Source organism: Tissierella sp., assembly GCF_031460495.1.
Classification (GTDB): Bacteria; Bacillota; Clostridia; order Tissierellales; family Tissierellaceae; genus JAVKTS01.
The window spans coordinates 356,590-375,457 of record NZ_JAVKTS010000002.1 but is presented as its reverse complement, the minus strand read 5'-3'; the positions used below and the strand labels follow the sequence as shown (position 1 = coordinate 375,457).

General features: G+C 30.9%; 22 protein-coding genes. 9 read left to right on the top strand and 13 right to left on the bottom strand.

Going from position 1 to position 18,868, the window contains the following annotated elements:
- Positions 1–100 precede the first annotated feature (100 nt).
- The 7 genes from RIN63_RS05655 to RIN63_RS05625 all read left to right on the top strand — a co-directional run bounded on the left by RIN63_RS05655 (position 101) and on the right by RIN63_RS05625 (position 4,010).
- Entirely contained in the window at positions 101–856 is a 756-nt protein-coding gene (locus RIN63_RS05655) for a peptidoglycan recognition family protein (protein ID WP_310443724.1), read from the top strand.
- 12 nt (positions 857–868) lie between these two features.
- Positions 869–1,177: a phage holin, LLH family gene (locus RIN63_RS05650; protein ID WP_310443723.1), complete on the top strand. Its 309-nt coding sequence runs from the start codon at positions 869–871 to the stop codon at positions 1,175–1,177.
- A 61-nt stretch (positions 1,178–1,238) separates the two neighbouring features.
- On the top strand, positions 1,239–1,760 hold the full coding sequence (locus RIN63_RS05645; RefSeq protein ID WP_310443722.1) for a hypothetical protein: 522 nt from the start codon (positions 1,239–1,241) through the stop codon (positions 1,758–1,760).
- 14 nt (positions 1,761–1,774) lie between these two features.
- On the top strand, positions 1,775–2,851 hold the full coding sequence (locus RIN63_RS05640; protein WP_310443721.1) for a hypothetical protein: 1,077 nt from the start codon (positions 1,775–1,777) through the stop codon (positions 2,849–2,851).
- On the top strand, positions 2,848–3,111 hold the full coding sequence (locus RIN63_RS05635; RefSeq protein ID WP_310443720.1) for a hypothetical protein: 264 nt from the start codon (positions 2,848–2,850) through the stop codon (positions 3,109–3,111). The genes RIN63_RS05640 and RIN63_RS05635 overlap by 4 nt, the downstream gene beginning before the upstream one ends.
- A complete protein-coding gene (locus RIN63_RS05630; RefSeq protein ID WP_310443719.1) occupies positions 3,112–3,285 on the top strand; it encodes a hypothetical protein in 174 nt (57 codons plus the stop codon).
- Between the two features lie 170 nt (positions 3,286–3,455).
- Positions 3,456–4,010, top strand: a complete 555-nt coding sequence (locus RIN63_RS05625; protein WP_310443718.1) for a hypothetical protein — start codon at positions 3,456–3,458, stop codon at positions 4,008–4,010.
- Positions 4,011–4,139: 129 nt separating this feature from the next.
- On the opposite strand, the gene RIN63_RS05620 is transcribed toward RIN63_RS05625, so the two are convergent.
- Complete coding sequence (locus tag RIN63_RS05620; RefSeq protein WP_310443717.1) at positions 4,140–4,334, bottom strand: YjzC family protein; 195 nt, start codon at positions 4,332–4,334, stop codon at positions 4,140–4,142.
- A 119-nt stretch (positions 4,335–4,453) separates the two neighbouring features.
- On the opposite strand from RIN63_RS05620, the gene RIN63_RS05615 reads away from it, so the two are divergent.
- Together RIN63_RS05615 and RIN63_RS05610 are read left to right on the top strand one after the other, a co-directional pair.
- Positions 4,454–5,518: a distal tail protein Dit gene (locus RIN63_RS05615; protein ID WP_310443716.1), complete on the top strand. Its 1,065-nt coding sequence runs from the start codon at positions 4,454–4,456 to the stop codon at positions 5,516–5,518.
- A 13-nt stretch (positions 5,519–5,531) separates the two neighbouring features.
- Entirely contained in the window at positions 5,532–7,400 is a 1,869-nt protein-coding gene (locus RIN63_RS05610; protein WP_310443715.1) for a phage tail spike protein, read from the top strand.
- Positions 7,401–7,428: 28 nt separating this feature from the next.
- Here the strand turns inward: RIN63_RS05610 and RIN63_RS05605 are convergent, their stop codons facing one another.
- The 12 genes from RIN63_RS05605 to RIN63_RS05550 form a co-directional block, all read right to left on the bottom strand.
- The gene (locus tag RIN63_RS05605; protein ID WP_310443714.1) at positions 7,429–7,998 is read right to left on the bottom strand and encodes a hypothetical protein; all 570 of its coding nucleotides are present in this window, start codon (positions 7,996–7,998) and stop codon (positions 7,429–7,431) included.
- Between the two features lie 104 nt (positions 7,999–8,102).
- Positions 8,103–8,438 carry a hypothetical protein gene (locus tag RIN63_RS05600; RefSeq protein ID WP_310443713.1) on the bottom strand — a complete coding sequence of 112 codons (336 nt, stop codon included), beginning with the start codon at positions 8,436–8,438 and terminating at the stop codon, positions 8,103–8,105.
- A gap of 329 nt (positions 8,439–8,767) precedes the next feature.
- A complete protein-coding gene (locus RIN63_RS05595) occupies positions 8,768–9,112 on the bottom strand; it encodes a hypothetical protein (RefSeq protein WP_310443712.1) in 345 nt (114 codons plus the stop codon).
- Positions 9,113–9,408: 296 nt separating this feature from the next.
- Entirely contained in the window at positions 9,409–9,891 is a 483-nt protein-coding gene (locus RIN63_RS05590) for a hypothetical protein (RefSeq protein WP_310443711.1), read from the bottom strand.
- A gap of 86 nt (positions 9,892–9,977) precedes the next feature.
- Positions 9,978–10,739, bottom strand: a complete 762-nt coding sequence (locus RIN63_RS05585; RefSeq protein ID WP_310443710.1) for a hypothetical protein — start codon at positions 10,737–10,739, stop codon at positions 9,978–9,980.
- 144 nt (positions 10,740–10,883) lie between these two features.
- Entirely contained in the window at positions 10,884–13,373 is a 2,490-nt protein-coding gene (locus RIN63_RS05580; RefSeq protein ID WP_310443709.1) for a UvrD-helicase domain-containing protein, read from the bottom strand.
- A 131-nt stretch (positions 13,374–13,504) separates the two neighbouring features.
- A complete protein-coding gene (locus tag RIN63_RS05575) occupies positions 13,505–13,852 on the bottom strand; it encodes a hypothetical protein (protein ID WP_310443708.1) in 348 nt (115 codons plus the stop codon).
- A gap of 96 nt (positions 13,853–13,948) precedes the next feature.
- Positions 13,949–14,161, bottom strand: a complete 213-nt coding sequence (locus tag RIN63_RS05570) for a hypothetical protein (protein ID WP_310443707.1) — start codon at positions 14,159–14,161, stop codon at positions 13,949–13,951.
- Between the two features lie 381 nt (positions 14,162–14,542).
- On the bottom strand, positions 14,543–15,046 hold the full coding sequence (locus RIN63_RS05565; RefSeq protein ID WP_310443706.1) for a hypothetical protein: 504 nt from the start codon (positions 15,044–15,046) through the stop codon (positions 14,543–14,545).
- 257 nt (positions 15,047–15,303) lie between these two features.
- Complete coding sequence (locus RIN63_RS05560; RefSeq protein WP_310443705.1) at positions 15,304–15,840, bottom strand: hypothetical protein; 537 nt, start codon at positions 15,838–15,840, stop codon at positions 15,304–15,306.
- A gap of 138 nt (positions 15,841–15,978) precedes the next feature.
- Positions 15,979–16,839, bottom strand: a complete 861-nt coding sequence (locus tag RIN63_RS05555; protein ID WP_310443704.1) for a hypothetical protein — start codon at positions 16,837–16,839, stop codon at positions 15,979–15,981.
- Between the two features lie 221 nt (positions 16,840–17,060).
- A complete protein-coding gene (locus RIN63_RS05550; RefSeq protein ID WP_310443703.1) occupies positions 17,061–18,296 on the bottom strand; it encodes a Shedu anti-phage system protein SduA domain-containing protein in 1,236 nt (411 codons plus the stop codon).
- Positions 18,297–18,868: the final 572 nt, after the last annotated feature.

Genomic DNA, 18,868 nt, shown 5'->3' with positions numbered 1-18,868 from the left:
TATCGGGCTTTTATGCTATGGTTATGTAGTTATCGCATTGTTAGATATACTCTAATTACCTTCTTTCTTCTTATACCTATTGCAAAGGCGGTGAAAAATAATGGCAAAAGAATATGAAATTATTACCTCCCTCCTATCCCCTAATATTTATTCAAGACCTCAATCTAAAATGCTAGGCATTAAAGGGATTGGTATTCATTGGGTGGGTAATGCAAATTCGAAGGCTATTAATAATAGAAATTACTTTGAAAACCTTAAAAATCAAACTGCTACTCCTAAGAGATATGCTAGTTCTCATGAGGTCATTGGACTAGATGGCGAAGTTATAATTTGTCTACCTAAGACCGAAGTCGCTTATCATGTAGGTGCAAAGTCATATAAAGCTAGGGCAAAGCAATTACTAGCTAATTCCCCTAATAGATACTTATATGGCATTGAGGCATGTCACCCTGATTGGAGTGGTAAGTTCAATGATAAAACTTATAATACTTTGATAAATAGAGTTGCAGATTTATTGATAGAGTTCGATTTGAGACCATCCAAAGACACTCTATGGCGACATTTTGATGTAACTGGAAAGGATTGTCCTAAGTATTACATGGTGAATCCGAGTGCATGGGATAAGCTGGTTGCTGATATAACTAAGAGGTATTATGCGAAAGTTGAGGTGTTAGTTGTGGCTGAATTACTAGAATGGCAAAAGGTTCAAGGAGAGAAAGCCTTGGATTCTTTGAATAAGAAAAAAGACAATAATGGAAATTTAATTGTTAATAGTCCTGATGATTGGAAAAAGAAACTAGGCGAGAATATACCTGGTTGGTTGTTCTGGTCTATCATAGATAGGATTTCTAAATAAGGAGGAATTCAAATGAATGGTGAAGCTATTGTAAGTATAGGAACTATTGTATTTGCTTTAATAGGTGCTTTCATAACTTATACTGTAAGGCCTTATATCAACGCTAATACTACTGAAAAACAAAGGGATAATGTTGTTTTTTGGGTTAAAGTTGGAGTTAGTGCGGCCGAACAAATGAAAAATGCAGGGATTTTAAATATCCCTAAGAAAGAATATGTAATAGAGTTTTTAAATGGAAAAAGCATAGATATTGATTTGATACAACTTGATGCTTTGATTGAAGCTGCTGTATTTGAATTAAATAAGAATAAAACTAAATAGATTATGAGCCATTCTTAATTGAGTGGCTTTTTTATTTGACTAAATTAAAGGAGCTGATTATATGCAAGATAAAGGTTTTGGAACGGATTCTATAGCTTTAAATGTTGGTATGGCTATTGGTGAAAATGCTAAATGGCAACCCAAATGGACTATTGAAAAATATGATAAAGATATGAATTTATATGATATTGAAAAAATTGAAGGAAATCTACTTTTAAATGAAGGTATCACTTCCCTACTCACTCTATTGATTGGTGGCTCTGAAACACCTTTTAACAATGCTAATGCTCATATTGGAGTTGGAGATGGTACTACCGCTGCTGTTAATACTCAAACCGGATTATTAGGTACAAACAAGAGTTATGCTCCTATGGATGCTACTTACCCTCAAGTATCTGGAAATGTGATTACCTTCCGTTCTACTTTTGGTCCAGATGATGGTAATCATAATTGGAGAGAATTTACTGTTGCTAATGGAGTTTTTGATTCTGCTAAAAACCTTAATCGTAAAGTTGAATCTGCACTAAGGACAAAGGGTAGTCCTGATACATGGGTAATTCAATTACAAGTAACTATATCGTAATGGTGGTGATTTAATTGGCTAAAACAAATTGGCAAGACCCTAAAACTGGGGAGATAATCTCCCCTCATATTTCTGGATTGCAAGAAGCTGTTAGGAAACTTGAAGAATCTATTGGAATGGAGTATCTTGCTGAATCGGATATACCTTTATTAGAAGTTTTTATATCAAACGATGATAGGTGTAGGATATATCAAGCTCAAGAGGGAAAAAGAAATTGGCTTCTCTCACCTACTCCAATTGTAAAGAAAAATGGGATTATCATTACAAATGATTTTGAGATTGACTATGGTGGTGGAGCTGTCATATTCACTACTCCTATTTTAGAAACTGATGTATTAACTGCTGATGCAACTTACACTAAAAAGATTGAAGGAAAGCAGTTATCTACTAACGATTATACAGATGAAGAAAAACTAAAAAACCAAAACAATAAAGAGTCAATTGAAAGCCTAGCTGGTGTAGGTCGAATTTATGAAACTGTAAAAGGAAATGCAGATAGCATATTAAACTTAATATCTAAAGTAGGTAATACAGAAAATTTAGATACTGAAGAAAAAACCGATTTAGTACTAGCTTTGAATGAAGTATATAATAATTTAACGACGCATGAGGCAGATATGGCGACACAGGATGACATAGGGCATGTTCAATTCGCAACAACTACTGAGGTTGTAGAAGGAATTGAAACGACTAAGGCGATTTCTCCTGATACTTTGAAGACGCGTATTGCCAGCAGATTAAGTCTTCAAGGCGGTACTCTTTCTGGTCAACTTGCTATCCAGCAATCTAGCGGGACTACCCAATTAAAAATAGAAAGAACAACAACATCTCCAGGGGTATTTTATTTAGGAACTGCTAGTACATTAGTGAGGATTTATAATGAAGCTTTGACGCAAGTTTATCAATATGATATGGCTACCGGGGTATATACCCTACTCACAGGCACTACTCATGGAGAAGTGAGTGGAAGCCCTGAAGGAGCTGTTGCTGCTAAGATAGGCTCTACAAGGTGTAGAATTGACACTGGTGAATTATATCTTAAAACAATGGGAAATGGTAATACAGGTTGGAAGGCGGTGCAAATAGTATGATGAAGCCTTGCGTTGTGCTAAATGGCAATGTAATTAATATTGGAGAATGGGAGTATCAATATATTGAGATCAATGGTGAACAAGTATCTAAAAACCCAATTCCTGATGGAGCAATAATTGAAGATCGTGAATTTGAGTATAGTGAAGACCATGGATGGCGAGAAGTGGGATGGGTTCCGTCATTAAGTGAAGTAGATAAACTCAAAATATCACAAGCAGAACAGTTTGAAGCTATATTAGAACTTTTAGGAGGAATGTAAATGGATATATTATATGCAGATTTATGTGAAATGGGAGAAAGAGCAACTAGAGAGAATATACTAGGAATAAAGTTAGTTCCTGATGTATTTGAGTTAAGACAGAAAACAGAAGCAGAGTTAGAAAAAAGAGGCAAATTAGCGGCATTATTAGAGAAGTGGAATCCGACAGTTTAATGAAGATAAGGTTTCTTATGCGAACTAAATAGCTTTACACTAACACCTAAAGGGTATGTTTTCTATTCCCTTTAGGTAAAATTATAATATTTACTTTATTAATCTATTTTAATTACAATAATCTCCGATAGTAGTTATATATATAATTGTTATCAATAGGGGGAGAAAATATGATATTGTACCATGGAACTTCGGAGAAAAGAGGTTTGGAAATTTTAAAGGGTCTAAATATTAGCAGATATGCAGATAAAGTATATGATTCAGAGCACATGTTTCCAACAACAGAAGGATATGTTTATTTAACAAATGATTTTGTTCGAGCAGTATATTATGGCAATAAAACAGCAGTATTAACTGATGAAACTGAAAGGTTGATTGTTTTCTGTATAGATATAGGAGAATCAAAATTAGAACCAGATTATGATGAAATAGAATATGTTTTAAAACATTGGGGAGAAACTGATGGGTTTAAAGACATTGATAATCCATCATTGGAGGAATCATTAAAACTTACTTTAAGTTGCAGGGTAAGAGGTGACATTAATTTTAAAGATTACAATATAAATTACTGCACAATAAATTCTGCTCTTCAAGCAAGCTCGACAAATCAGAAAGATGAATGTTTGGAAGCTAAAAATATTATTTGTTTAAGGCGTACTGATAATGAGGTTGCTAATAAGCGTAAAAAAGAACTCATGTCAAGAATCAAATGGATAAAATGTTAGAGTCAAGAACATTAAAAATTAAAAGAAAGAGCTTACTTAAGGTAGGTTCTTTTTAATACAAAATATTAGGAGATTCTATATACCATAAACAAATAGCCCAGATTTACTAATAGGGCTATTTGTTAGGCATTAAAGTTTTCCAGACTTATTTTTAGTAGGGTCAACCAAATTGTATTTTTGGCCTGGCTTTTGTGTTGGAGGCAATGATTCACCTTTTACAGAAGTAACTTCTTTTCCTGTTTTCCCTCCACGAGGTCCTACTACCTCATACTGTCCTGAGGCTGGAACTTTTTGACCTGGTTTAAGATTATTCCCTTTACTCATAATTTCACCCCCTTGATATCTATATTACTACAAAAAATCATGTGAATCTTTATCTTTTGACCGCAATATTCGACATAATATTCATAGCTTAAAATTAAAGTAAAATTGAAGGTGATAAAATGGCAAATTACAATTCAAATCGAATATACAATAAAAAACTTACTGATGGTGGAGCAAATTATAATTCTGGGCCTTTTACGATTATTATTTTAGACAATGGCTCTGGGATTGATGATATTAAAGATATATTAGCAAATATTGATATTTTAGATACCGCTATCTCTGATGAATTAATATCCTTAGTCGCTACTATCGATATATTAGACAACTCTACCTCATCAGATGATGCAATTTCAATTATAAACAATCTAAATGTATCAGATTCTGCTATAGGAAATGAATTATTATCTATAATGGCAAATTTGAATGTTTCAGATTCTGGTATTGGTAATGATTCTGATATTAGTATTGCTGGTGCTTTCTTTGTTATTGATTCAAACAATATACTCCATCCGTTAGGTGTATTGGTCACTAATGATAGCAGATTCGAACTCCTTCCTTCTACTAGAGATAATACAGAAGAAATACCTGGTAGACATGGGGAGTTAGATTTTGGAACTGAATTCAAGGCTAGACCATTGGAACTTCATGTTGTTACAAAAGAGGGTTATTCCCCGCTTGAAAAGTCACATCTACAACGGTTATTCGCTAATTACCTCAATCCTACTAAAGGTTATAAAACACTAATATTTTCTGATGATGTAGAAAAAACCTATATGGTAAAGTATTCAGGCAAAATTGATATAACTAATCATCCTACTTGGTTCCAATTTGTATTACCATTCAAAATGAGTAATCCATTTATTATTGGAAGTTTTGAAAAATCTTTAATTGGTAGTGGTTCCCTTATCAATGAAGGTACTTTTGAAACTGGATTAATTATTGAAATATCAGGCCCTACTACTAACCCTACACTAACTATTGGTGGTAAATCTTTATCCTATACTGGAACTATTCCTAGTGGGCAGAAATTAATCATTGATACCGAAAAACAAACTGCAAAGATTGGCTCTACTAATGCTATGGCTAATTATAATGAAGCTTTTCCCCTACTCTTTCCTGGAGAAACTTCTGTAACTGCACCTAGTAATGTAACGATAAAATGGCGTGACAAATGGATATAAAGAAGGTGATTTTATGCAAATACCTAAAAATATAAAAATAACTAATGTTACTGGCAAAACAGTAGCTTTTTTATCGCCTAAAGCTGACGGCCTTAAAGATGTTTATCCTGATGTTAGACTTAATGGAGAATCTACTCTTGAATTTTCCTTGCCTGCTACTTCTGAAAAAATAAATGAAATTACTCCTGAATGTGAAATACATGCTGGTAATAAAGTTTATATCATTCGTAAAGATGAAGCTATGGATATTGTTAGGGATGATAAAAATACACTCTGGACTAAAGTTATGGCAGTTGAGAAATGGTATGAACTTGACACAGATTATGTTGAACCTTCTATATCCAATGACCCTACCGCACGCCCTCCTGCTGATTTGGCTGTAATAATCGTTGGTGGCGGCTCTAACTTATCTGGTGGTCGTTACCCTGTTGGGACTGCTGCCCATGCTTTATACGCAATTCTACAAGGTACTGGATGGACTTTGGGTACTGTTGATGTAGATGGTATAAGAGATATTGAATCTGAAAAAGAAAGCCGATTAGGACTTATTAAAAAGGTACAAGAGATATGGGGTGGCTATCTTCTATTTGATAGTGTAAATAAAATTGTCCATTTGAGGGATGCTGGCAAGTGGCAAAATTATACTGGATTCCAAGTTAGATATAAAAAGAACTTAAAGCATATTACCAGAACTCAATCAAATAAGATTGTAACTAAACTCTACTCCTTTGGTCATGATGATTTGGATATAGCTGCAGTAAATGGTGGTATTAAATATATAACCAACAATAGTTATACATCTAGGGAATATGTAGGAATCTATAAGAATCAAGATATATACAATCAATCTGAACTGTTGGAAAAGGCCCAAGCTGAATTATCATTAATTTGTAGACCTAGATATTTATACAAGGTACAGTTAGTTGATATTCGTGTTCTTCCTGAATATTCTCATGAGAATTACTCCCTTGGGGATATGATTGATATTATTGACCCAGATATTGCTCCTGATAGCCCTAGACCTCGTATTATTAGACATAAATATAACTTGTTTAAGCCTTGGGAATGCGAACTAGATATTGGGGATCCTGAGGAAAGATTAATTGAACAATTGAAAGCTTCGTTTGGTACTACCCAATTTATTGATGGGAAATTCAATGGCAACGGTAAGTTCAGTGGACACAGTATTGAGGATTTAACTATTGGTACCAATCATATTCAAAAGCTTTCTATAACTTCTGATAAGATTGCTAATTTAGCTATTAAGAGCAATCACATTGAAAATTTGTCCATAACTTCAGATAAGATTGCCAACCTAGCTATTAGTGGTGCAAAAATTGATAACCTTGCTATTACCAATAGTCATATTGCTAACTTGACTATCACTGGTGGTAAGATTGCGAATGCTACGATTACTACCGCTAAAATAGAAGAATTAATTGTAGGCACTAATGTTACTATGGGGCCTAATGCTTACATTAGTTGGGGTAATGTTAATGGAAAGCCTAATGACTTAGCTTATTTAGATGATATCCCTTATGTACCTGGATATATTAAATCTACTTATATTGATTCTACTAGGATTGAAAGTCCTAATATTATTGGTGGAACAATTACTGGAGGTAGAATTATTTCTGATTCTACTATTGATGTTACTACTAATGCAAATATTGGAAAAAATCTTTACATGAATGCAACCACTTTTGACCAGGGAATTTTCTTTAACACATGGGATGAAACAAGTTTGACTGTACTGGATCCTAACGGTGGAATACTTGTTAGGGGAGGACTTGAGGTTAGTGGTGCAGCTTATGATTCCTTTGAAACCGCAGATGGGAAAATTGTATATGTATCGGGTGGTATTATAACACTAATTAATTAAAAATGGGAGCTAATCGCTCCCGTTAATTTTATTTTACTAAAGGTAATATGTTGTTAGTAAGATATTCATATTCCACATATGTTTTGTTATCAACTATTTTATATGGCATGTTTTCAATTAAAATTTCTTCTAAATATTCAAAATTAATAGTTTTGTCCGACAAAACATGAAACATATACTCTTTAGACAATTTTTCAAATACTTCCCTTAGTAGTACATATTCAATTCCATTTTCAACTACTATATTGTATCCATCTCTTACAACATTTTCCACGATATCGACCTTCCCTTCAATCTCATCCGTTTTCTCAGTAGTAGTAGTAATAATCTGTATTTCTTTCTTATCTGCTACATATTCAAACCCTACTCCTAATTTATCACATATCTCCCTGAAAGTTGCTGCAGGAATATAATTATATCCTGGTTCCATTAATAAAACTGGCAAATCTTTATTGGTAAATTCTTGACCATCTACCATAAGTTTAACTTCTGATTTTTTTAGTAAGTAATCTTGTACTGTTGCCCCTACTGGAACTATTCCAAATACCAATGCTCCTAGTAAGAATCCTATTATTAATTGCTTATGTTTCTTAAACATAATATCTCCTCCCCGAGTGTATTCACTTATATTATACCTCAATGCCATATTTTTACAAATAAGTTTGTTTTTAGAGAGAAGATAAAGAGCATCTCACCCTATTATCACTCTTTTTTAACTTTCCTCCTAGCACGCTCTTTTCTTGTGCCTTCAATTTTTCCCGCTTGAAAGATAAATGCTAATGTACAAGTAATATCATCGGTTTTTTCTATTTCTATTGAGAAAATCTCAAGTGCTATTATCGCACTATGCACAAACTCATCCACTAAAGTTTTACTAGTTATTCTAGCCAATTCTTTAGCTTTTTCTTGATAGTTCATATTATTAGTTCTATCTTTACTACCTTCTAACTTTCTTAATATCTCACAATGATTGCTTTTCAACATTTTAGCCACTTCTTGACTATATAAATTTAATTCTTTTCTCATCAAATTGTTCATAAAAATCTCCTTTCAATTTTAAATCCCCTTAATCGAAAGAAGTTATATTGAATTATCTATACTGTATTACAAAAAAATGCATTTTGTCATAAATTCGTTGCAATTTGCAATCATATGTATTACAATATAAACTATAGTACACAACATATATATTGTGTCATATATAACTCTACAATAAGGGTTGTGATAAATAAGTCCGTACAGTCGCCAAACTTGCAACGGTCTTATTTATTTTTTGCCTTTTCCTCTAACCATTGTTTAGTCTCTTCTTCATTGTATCTTATATTTTTTCTACTTCCTACTATAATGCATCTCCTCCTTTCTCCAGATTATTCTTGAATAGATCTTCCTTCTATTATTCTTGTTCCTTCAGGAGTATAGTGATTATGGTTATTATTTTTTGATTGTTTAATTTGATTGCAAATTAAAATAATCCCACCAATCAAAATTAAAGCCAAACCCAATACCATATAACCCGTGAAGTAGTTAGCATTAATTATATAATTGTATGCGTCTCCCCCTACATAAGCATTTACAGATTCCACAGCTGTTAAATAACTTGTGCTAGCATCTAAAGATGAATTGTAGTTATTGGAATAATTCAATAACTTATCAAATCCTAAATAAAATGGCACAACTGAACTTAATATAAATAATATCCCTAACATTGTCATAAGATTTCCCCCTTAGTCATAATATTACACTATTAATAAGTTTTTATCAATAAATTATGACAAGTTCTTCCATCACAATGGGTAAATAAAAAACCAGTATAAAACTAGCTTTCATTTTGGCTTGTGTAAGGGTTTTATATGTGTATTCATATTAATAGTCTATTATGTGCGTGAAGTAGCTATAATTGGCTAACATATGTCTTAAATTAGGTTTTCCATTTGTTGCCATTTTCCTATAATAGATTTATCCATAATCTCCCGATTTCTTGAATAAATTTCAAAATATGATTAACAAGTTATTCTTCTTTGACAAACATAGTCTTTAATCCAGTGAATATAAACTGTAAACCATAATTTACTCCTTTTTCTACTAATTGTGATTTTACTTCATTAATAAACAATTCATATATACTTTCACTATCAGTATTTTTTACTATCTTCTCTAATTTTTGTTGAATCTCCAATAAATTTTCTTCTGAAATTTTTCCATTTTCTAAATTTATAGCTTCTAAGTTTTTAATTAAATTTACTATTTGACTAGTATCTTCACTCATACCTTTTAAGAAGTCTAACTCCATTTCTTTCATTCTAATAGTTTGATTGTTTTGATCTACAATAGTTTCTTGTAATTCAATATTTCTTTTTTCTCGTTCTACTCTTTCTCTATTGGCTTTACTTATTGCTTCTACCGTATCTTTATTATGTTGCTGAATTGTATTTACTTTATTACTCGCTAAACCAATACTCTCACTCAATTTATCCAAATTAAATTTATCCATTGGTAATTCCCCCTGTTATTTTATATCTCTACCATACCATATTGGAAAAGAAGGGACAATCTCTTCTTTCCGATATTTCTAAACTTCTAATTCGTTATTATTGAATCAATACTTTCCTGCTTTTTTGCTAATTTATCATATACTAAATCAAAGAACAAAATTAATTTTATATAGTTATGTGGAGTACCATATTCAACATCTCCACCATGCATGATAGCATGTCTGCTTAGAAATGAGTCAACAGTCTCATTATGTTCAAATCCTACTAATATAATATTAGTGTAAAATTGGATTAATTGTGTTTCAAATGAAGAATTCTCTCCATTAAATAAATCCAATATATATTGCTTTAATTGCTTACCACTCATTCTACCTCTATGGTTATATCCATCGGCGACCATTCCTTCAAGTTGGGAGAATAAAACTGGAATAGCTGTAAAATATAATTCTTGCTTAAAACATGATACTGATTCCTTTATAATCTTTATCCTTTTATTTAATATGTGTGCTTGTTCCCACCTTTTTAGAAACTTCTCATCTATATATACCTCATCAAACTTTGTCATATAAAAATTATCTATTATCTGCTTAACTTCATTTTCATTCCCTTGAAAGTCTTCAAATAATGCAGATAATTGACTTTTAGTTATAAATAAGCTGTAATGAGGAGGGTATCCCAATAAGGTGCAAGTTGTTTGAAAGTTTTCTATAGATTCGCTAACATATTTTATATCTTCTGCCATCTTTTTCATTTTATTAATAGCATTAAAATATTCAATGTAAATATTAATCTTTGGTAATAGAATTTCGTTAAACTGATAGATTAGTTCTTTAAAATTATTATTCATTCTTATATCCCCCTATTTTGCATTGCCTCAATCTTTTACCCAAATTATACCATGTATGTCCACCTAATATAATGATAAAGGCTCACCGTTATTCTAGGTGAACCTTATCTTTAGTTTCAACAATATGATTATTAAATATAGTAATTACTCATCTATTTTTAAAATAGGTAGTTCTAATTCTTTTAAAAATGGTGATCGAGCACAAGGTTTCCCTTGCAGTGTTGCTGGCAAAGTAACATATAAGTTTTTTCTCGCCCTTGTCACTGCAACATACATTAATCTTCTTTCTTCCTCAATAATTGTCGGAGGTTCTGCTTTTTGCTTACACTCTTCCATATTATTTATAGAACTAAGATTAACTGCTTGATATGCTGGAATGCCCTTATCATAGCATCCAATAACAAATACATTGTCAAAGGCGAGACCTTTACTCCTATGTATGGTTAGAAGGTATAAAGCATTCCACTTTTTTTCTTTATATAGTTCTAATTTCTTGCTCATCTCTTTTTTCTTTTCATCAAGCCTTCTGTAGTAACCGCATAATTTTTCCATGTCATTATAACTTTCACATTCTTTATAGATATAGTCTAAATCTTCTTTTGATAACTCGGACTTTATTTTAGGAAACTCAAATAAATTATTAAGTAGGTGTGTAATCTTAACAGTTTTCTTTTGCTTTATATGATGTATAAATTTAAAATAAGGATTGATACAATCTGTATTATTGAAAGATTTTACATTCTCAGCAATTAACTTACCGAAACCGTCAATAAGACTATTCAAATCAGTTATTTCATCTGCTTCTATATAATTATTTATTATATTAGACTTAATATAATAATTGGATGCTATGTTATAAAATACTGACTTCCAAGCCTTTAGCTCCTGCTCTGGCTCTATTTCATCAATTAGCTTTTGCCATGTGTCAAAAGCATTTCTAAACCCTTTTATATTAAAGATACCTAATATGTCATCTTTATTCTCAATGACATACTGGATGTCTCTTGAGTCCAGTGTCCTAATCATACCTTGTAGTTGTCCAACTGACCGATATATTACAACACTGATTGTATAATTTGGAGATTCAGATCTTATTACCTTATCATCTTCTTTGAATTCAAAATACTTATCTTTTCCAAGTTCTTGGGCTTTATCAATAACCCATTCTGCTTCTTTACAATTATCATCAATAACTACCATATAGGTTTCTCCGTCATTATCATGAAAAGCTGTCATAGATTTTTCTATTCTGTCGTGCTTATTGTGGGATATAAGTCTATTTGCCGATTTTACAATATCCGACTTTGAGCGGTAGTTTGTCATCAACTCAAAAGTTTCAGTTTCATATTCTTTATTAAAATTCTTTATATAGATTGGATCAGAAGCTCTAAACATATATATACTCTGATCATCATCCCCTACAATAATTAACTTACACTTTGTACTGTTATCTGGTGGACATAGAAGCTTCATAATATTAACTTGAAGTAAATTAGTATCTTGGAATTCATCAATAAAGATATACTCAAATTTTTCTTGTAAATAATTTCTTGCTTCATCATTTTCTTTAAGTACATTATATAAGTTCAACAAATAATCATCATAAACAGCTATGTTATTTTCCTTTCTAATTGATTCGAACTCTTTCATCATTGCACGAAACTTTTCACTCAGCTTTATTTCTTTATCAGATAATATCTGGTCAAAATGATTTGCAACATATTCAACCATTTCGTCTTGGGTATAACTCATGTTTTTCCAATATGAAATTCTCTCCTGTATATTTTTATCATTGAATTTATTAAAATTATGCAACTGGTGTTTAGTAATTAGTTTGCTAAGAGTTCTACTGTATTTCTTTTCTCCTTCTACAGGATTATCACCATATATACCAAAGCTCTTTAATGCAGGATATTGTTTAGTTAATGTATTAAGCAATCTTATAAATACGCTATGGAAAGTACCGATCATAATATTTGATTTTTCTTTACCAAGGAACTCATGAATTCGATCCCCCATTTCTTTTGCAGCATCTCTTGTAAAAGTAATCATGCATATTTTAGATTCATCAACACCATCCATATTTACTAAATATGCTGCTTTTGCACATATTGTTTCAGTTTTACCGCTACCAGCTCCAGCAATTAATCTCATATGTTTGGTACATGGATATCTAATTGCCTTAACTTGGTCAGAGCTAAATGAATTTCCCTTCTGCTTTGCAAGTATATCAAAAAAACTTTTATCCCTATCATACTCTGTTACTTCTCCATCCACATTTGATTCGTTTGGCATAGCTATATTTCCAAATCTTTCTTCATAATTTGTGAGCAAATGAGATCTCTCTAATAATTGGTTGTTTGCTTTTTTATACTTATCAATTTCTTTATTTAAATTCTTTATAGTCAACTGTAACTGCTCATATTCTTCCGTAGTAACTTTCAATTCACCTTCTATATTTCTTTTTTCAGTTATCAGTTGGTGCTTTTGAGTTTTAATATTGTCATATTGTGCCTTTAATGAAGATATAGTATCATTAAGCATATCTTTCTCATGTGAAATACTGGTTATCCTTTGATTCAATTCTTCAATTTGTTGTGTCGTCTTTCCAGAAAGGAAATCTATTATTTTCATTTATGAACCTCCATTTAGTTTCTGTAATTATATTATTTTATTAAATTGAATATTAAAGAATCTTGTAACTTCTTTCTTGCTCTTAAGACATAGTCAGTTCCTTATTTTCTATGAATTTTAAGACTGTTAGTCTATCTATTCATAGCAACAAATGATTGCTCCTTCTCTGGAAGATTCTCTAAGAGATAATTATATAGACCTGCACCTTCAAAAAATATATAAGTATTTTTATTGCCAATCATAGCTTTGATTATAACTTTCCTTTCATCTATGGTTTTTATATTTTGCAATACTTGATTTTGCTTCATTGCTGCAGCTGTGCCTAATAAATTTTCAGCCATCATTGTATCAATATTTGATTTAGGTTTATTCCTATCTTCCATCTCTTGCTTTAAGTCTCCCTTGATAGCATAAAAATGAATATCTTTTATTGGGATAGTTTTCTTATGTTCCGTTTCCCCTATATACAATAAATGCAATTCATCTACCGCTATCCATAAACCTATATTAGTATTTTCTTTGAATGTGCTTAATCCTTTAGTATATCTAAAAGAATTATATTCCTCTGGAATTTTTTATTTTTCTATAAGTATTTCTTTGTTTTTCTTTTCTATTATTTCTGCATTCTTTTGTCTTTCGTGATTTCTTTGGTCAATCTTGATTCCCCAAACTAATAAAATGATTCCCATTCCATACCAGAATATATTATAATATGGAGATTGGTCTTTGACTCCCGAAAGTAAAAAATAAATCAATCCCCATAATGAAATTAGTGTTACCCAATGCATATTACCCGTCCCCCTTTTCCATAATTCTATCCTAACGATAAAGTTTTATCAACAAATCTTGTCAAATATTTCCATTTATATAGACAAAGAAAAACCAGTAAAAAACTGGCTTTTCTTTTGGCTTGTATGAGGTTATTGGCCACATATTAATATAATAGGTATATGGCTAGTGTAAAATTGCTATATCCATCTAATAATAGCCTTAGATTAGTTTTACAATTTATGATGGTTTTATTTCCATGGATTTACCCCATAAGCTTCTAATTTCTTGAAAACAGTTTGAAAAGTTAATGTCATTCCTACTCCAAATCCTACTATGAAGAATAATACCAGGATTAATATATTTTTAATTTGGGTTTCATTTTCATATTACCCATAATACTAATCTAATCTTTTATCTTTTCTAATAAGTTTAGGATTCTCTTCATATAGATTATTCCATCTTCTTATAAATAATTTTATATCCTTGTCTGATGAGGCATTCGCAATTTTAATTGTAGACTTCCCATTTCTCAAATCTCTATAAAATCCATTAACCCTAGTTTGTAATCTCTTTGACATATCTCCCATTAACATCTTTATAAAGTCATCTGAATGCTGCGACAAATCTAGATTCTTATATTCCACATATTTAGCAAATAAAATTTCAACATCTATTTCATCACAAAAATAGTGTGGTCCATGAACATCGTATACAATTCTGCCAACATACTGTGCTATTGAGTTAGTAAAAGATGCACCTATTACATTAAAATTCTCTTTTTTATAATAATCTAAATATCTCAAAATCTGTTTTCTACAATAATCTCTAGTATTAAATAATGACTTATCTTCATATACCATATTATTACCAGCCTTATTTCTTATTATATAATAGTAGACCATCAATTTTCATAAGAGTATAACCTTTTAATAGCTTATCCCCCATTTATGATACACCCCATAAGGATATATTCTACAAAAGTTTTAAAAATTCTTCTTTAATTTAAATTAAATGGATTAGTTTTTTTTATTAGGTTTGCTTTTTTTTGTAGGGTCATAGCTACCTTGTACTAATTTTATTGGTGCAGGTTCAGGTTTTGGTGGTGGAATTATTTTTTCTTTTTCATTTTCTGACATATTAATCTCCTTTCCATTAATATTTATAAAATAGTTATTAAAATAAAATTTAGTGCCCATAAAATAGCGTTTAATACCAAACTATTACCTACTTTAAGGAATAGGCGATACTTAAGATGATTAGCATCTTGATTTTTAGTAGATACTACTGCAAATTTCTCTAATAGATTTTTATCGAAGTCTTTTTTTATTAACTCTTCCTTTGTTGAAGATTGTTCAGAAAAATACTTTTCAAAGTTATCTTCATAATAACCTTCTAACTCTAATCTAAGTTTTCTCAACAACAGAGGATTTTCTACATATGCATAAGTATGTCTATGATATGCTCTGTATAGCCAATAACCTGTAAATACTAAACTTACCCCATAAGCTAATAACATCATAATGACTATTCCAGTCTTTGTTTCATCAGGCAGAGAGCTAACTTGTCCAATTAAATAACCCATCCCTCCAATTAATATTACATATACACTGAATGGGTTTGTGAATCTTGAATCAATGTTTTCTCTGATTTGTAATTCATGGTAATACAGCTCTTTGTATAATTCTAGCTCATCCAAAATACCCCTCCCTTCTTTTATATACTTCTACACAAATCTTCAAAATCCTTCTTTTGTTTATCGCAAATTTCGACAATATTCTTATGAACACATAGAAAAAGAAGGGACAATCCCTTTTTTCCACTTGCTCCTAATCTTCTAATTCTCTGTTTCTGAATCGTTATCTTCTTGATTTTTGATTAATCCTTCATATACAGAATCAAAAAACAAAATTAACTTAATATAATTCGCTTGAGTCCCATACTCAACATCTCCACCGTGCATGATAGCATGTCTGCTTAAAAATGATTCTAATTCTTTTCCATGTTCAAATGGTACGAATAAAACATTTCCATAAAACTTAAGCAACTCATTATCAAATGAATATTTATTTTCATTATTGAATATTTCACTTATATAATTTCCTAATTTTTTGCCCCCCATTTGTCCACAATGATTATTGGCATCGGCGACCATCCCCTCAAGTTGAGAGAATAAAATTGGTATAGCTGAAAAATACAATCCTTGTTCAAAGCAACTTATAGATTCCTCTATAAGCTCTATCCTTTTATCTAATAAATCTGAATCAGACCATTTTGCAATAAAAATTTCTCTAATAGCTTGAACATCGAATGTACTTATATAAAACTCATCTATTATTGGCTTAATTTTATCCATATCACCATTTAACTCATTATAAAGATCTACTATCCCTTTTATATCAGGAATAGATATATCTTCATGTGGTGGATAGCCTAATAATAAACATAGTTGTTTGTAGTCTTCTATTGATTCTATGGTGTCTTTTAAGCCTTCCGAAATTTTCCGACCAAACTCTTTAAGCATATCTGAAATGTTATTTAAAAAAATAGTATTAGGAATTTCAATTTTAGACAACTCAAGAAGTGGCTTTATCGATTCTACAATATTTTCATTTATGTTTTTATAGAATCCATTCATTGTTTCGTTAAACTTAGCAATCACTTCCTTAAAGTCATCATTATTAAATCCATTGTTCATTGTTACCCCCCTCCATCTATTTCATTACCCAAATTATACCATACTTGTCCACAGAATGTAAAAATAAAGGCTCACCATAATTAGGTGAACCTTATACTTATCATATATCTCCTAGCATCTTCTTAACTTTATCACTTTCCTATGCTCTAGAATTTGAAGGAGTACTCTCCACTAAATTATGGGATACGAAGCTTTTTAAATTTCAAAACTGGATAGAATGGTTATTGATAAAATTGTGAAATAACAGTATCAACTAAGTCATCGTATGTTATTATTTCTAAATTATTATAATCAGCCTTTATTTCTATCCATTCATCAGATTGAAAATCATTACGTCTACCTATTACTAAATATCGTTTTGGTTTATATACTTTAAAACCATATCTGTCTTCAAACCATTTTCTATTATTAGGGTCATCAAAATAGGTTGCATATACTCTGGTTTGTGCTATATATGTGTTGAGTTCAGAATTAAAATGCTCACGATTATTCTTACCTACAATTAACTTAGATTTCATACGCGGGAGCTTAAATTCTATGATATCAGCATATCCATTCGCACGCAGAATAAAAAAGTCAGGTTTAATATTATCTTTTTTCTCACTTTGCCATTCACAAAGAACTTCGTCATATATACCTGTTCCCATAAATCCCATATTCAAAATAAACTTATTCTCATCACGGGCTAAAAAGGATGTAATTTCAGGCTCTGAATAATTTGAATCTCCGAAAAACTCAATAAACCTATTAATTTGCGGCAATTTGCTAAATTTAAAATCATTTGGTTTTGGATACTCATAAAATATATCTTGATACCACAATCTATCATATATATCTAAATTGATTATCATTTCATCAAACTCGCCTTCATCTGGTTCGTTATAATAATATGGCAGAAAGTCAATCCACTTTATTATTCTAGTTTTCAAATCTCCTTTTTGCTCATCAAAAAATCTACAATTAATAAGACGAACAAAATGATTATCTGTAATATCAAGACCTGTTGAATTAAGGCTCATTACACTACTTTGAGCTGTAAAATTCCATTTTAAGTCAATTAATTTGTCCATACCAGCATTTGTGGGAATAATAAGATCTTCATAAATATCAGAAAACAAGGGAATGCTAAAGTCGCTTGTCCCATCATATCTAAACCCTATAATCTTTTCAATAAATTGTTTCGTGGTTAGTTTTTCTCTTGTGAAATCTCTAACCATTACTTCATATTGAAAAACTGTTTCAAAGCTTGTTTTGTAAGGATTCCCGCAGTATTCGATAGCAATGAATTTTTGGCCAAAGTAGATTACCATGGATTCTGGATTAAGTAAAAAACAATTTACATCTTTGTGATTAATGTTATTTTCTTTGATATAACTATACATTTTTTGCCAATATACTTTTGATAGAGATGATAGTAATTGAAAAGCTAAATTCTCATATATTTCTTTGTTATCCATAATAATCACTCCTTAGAGAAAAATCTTTTACTACTGGAAATTCCTATTTATTTGCCTAAGTTTGGGTTACACATTTTTATGCAACTACGATCTACTCATATGATAATTGTAGCATACATATCATATAACACCAATATATTTATGGAAATATTTAACTTTTTAATACTATATTATTCTGTTTTCAATGTTCAATATTTGCACCCTCGTTTTAATAGTTACATCGCACAAATAACACTTTATCCATTAACTCCAACCTTATCACAATAACCCAATACCTCTTCCCCATCCGTGAAGCTTGATACCTTATAACAGACTCCTTCACAATCATCTTTAATCTCACAAAATATACAACATGTCTCGAATTTGGTATTTCCAAACATACCACAATTGTCTTTTGCTAGTATCAATTTCCTATATTAAATTTACATTTGCAAAATTTATTAAATGTTGGTCGCCATCTGATGTTCTGATTAGTGCCGAATTGCCCTCTTGGCGAATTTCTTTAACATCATGAAAATTCCTTGATGTATGCTGACTATTGAACCATACTTTTATTGTTGCGTTGTCAAATT

Coding starts and splice junctions, on each gene's coding strand:
- RIN63_RS05625 (WP_310443718.1), top strand. CDS start 3,456: ATGATATTGTACCATGGAACTTCGGAGAAAAGAGGTTTGGAAATTTTA.
- RIN63_RS05555 (WP_310443704.1), bottom strand. CDS start 16,839: ATGAACAATGGATTTAATAATGATGACTTTAAGGAAGTGATTGCTAAG.
- RIN63_RS05565 (WP_310443706.1), bottom strand. CDS start 15,046: ATGGTCTACTATTATATAATAAGAAATAAGGCTGGTAATAATATGGTA.
- RIN63_RS05655 (WP_310443724.1), top strand. CDS start 101: ATGGCAAAAGAATATGAAATTATTACCTCCCTCCTATCCCCTAATATT.
- RIN63_RS05610 (WP_310443715.1), top strand. CDS start 5,532: ATGCAAATACCTAAAAATATAAAAATAACTAATGTTACTGGCAAAACA.
- RIN63_RS05620 (WP_310443717.1), bottom strand. CDS start 4,334: ATGAGTAAAGGGAATAATCTTAAACCAGGTCAAAAAGTTCCAGCCTCA.
- RIN63_RS05650 (WP_310443723.1), top strand. CDS start 869: ATGAATGGTGAAGCTATTGTAAGTATAGGAACTATTGTATTTGCTTTA.
- RIN63_RS05580 (WP_310443709.1), bottom strand. CDS start 13,373: ATGAAAATAATAGATTTCCTTTCTGGAAAGACGACACAACAAATTGAA.
- RIN63_RS05605 (WP_310443714.1), bottom strand. CDS start 7,998: ATGTTTAAGAAACATAAGCAATTAATAATAGGATTCTTACTAGGAGCA.
- RIN63_RS05550 (WP_310443703.1), bottom strand. CDS start 18,296: ATGGATAACAAAGAAATATATGAGAATTTAGCTTTTCAATTACTATCA.
- RIN63_RS05600 (WP_310443713.1), bottom strand. CDS start 8,438: ATGAACAATTTGATGAGAAAAGAATTAAATTTATATAGTCAAGAAGTG.
- RIN63_RS05630 (WP_310443719.1), top strand. CDS start 3,112: ATGGATATATTATATGCAGATTTATGTGAAATGGGAGAAAGAGCAACT.
- RIN63_RS05585 (WP_310443710.1), bottom strand. CDS start 10,739: ATGAATAATAATTTTAAAGAACTAATCTATCAGTTTAACGAAATTCTA.
- RIN63_RS05570 (WP_310443707.1), bottom strand. CDS start 14,161: ATGCATTGGGTAACACTAATTTCATTATGGGGATTGATTTATTTTTTA.
- RIN63_RS05615 (WP_310443716.1), top strand. CDS start 4,454: ATGGCAAATTACAATTCAAATCGAATATACAATAAAAAACTTACTGAT.
- RIN63_RS05635 (WP_310443720.1), top strand. CDS start 2,848: ATGATGAAGCCTTGCGTTGTGCTAAATGGCAATGTAATTAATATTGGA.
- RIN63_RS05645 (WP_310443722.1), top strand. CDS start 1,239: ATGCAAGATAAAGGTTTTGGAACGGATTCTATAGCTTTAAATGTTGGT.
- RIN63_RS05595 (WP_310443712.1), bottom strand. CDS start 9,112: ATGACAATGTTAGGGATATTATTTATATTAAGTTCAGTTGTGCCATTT.
- RIN63_RS05590 (WP_310443711.1), bottom strand. CDS start 9,891: ATGGATAAATTTAATTTGGATAAATTGAGTGAGAGTATTGGTTTAGCG.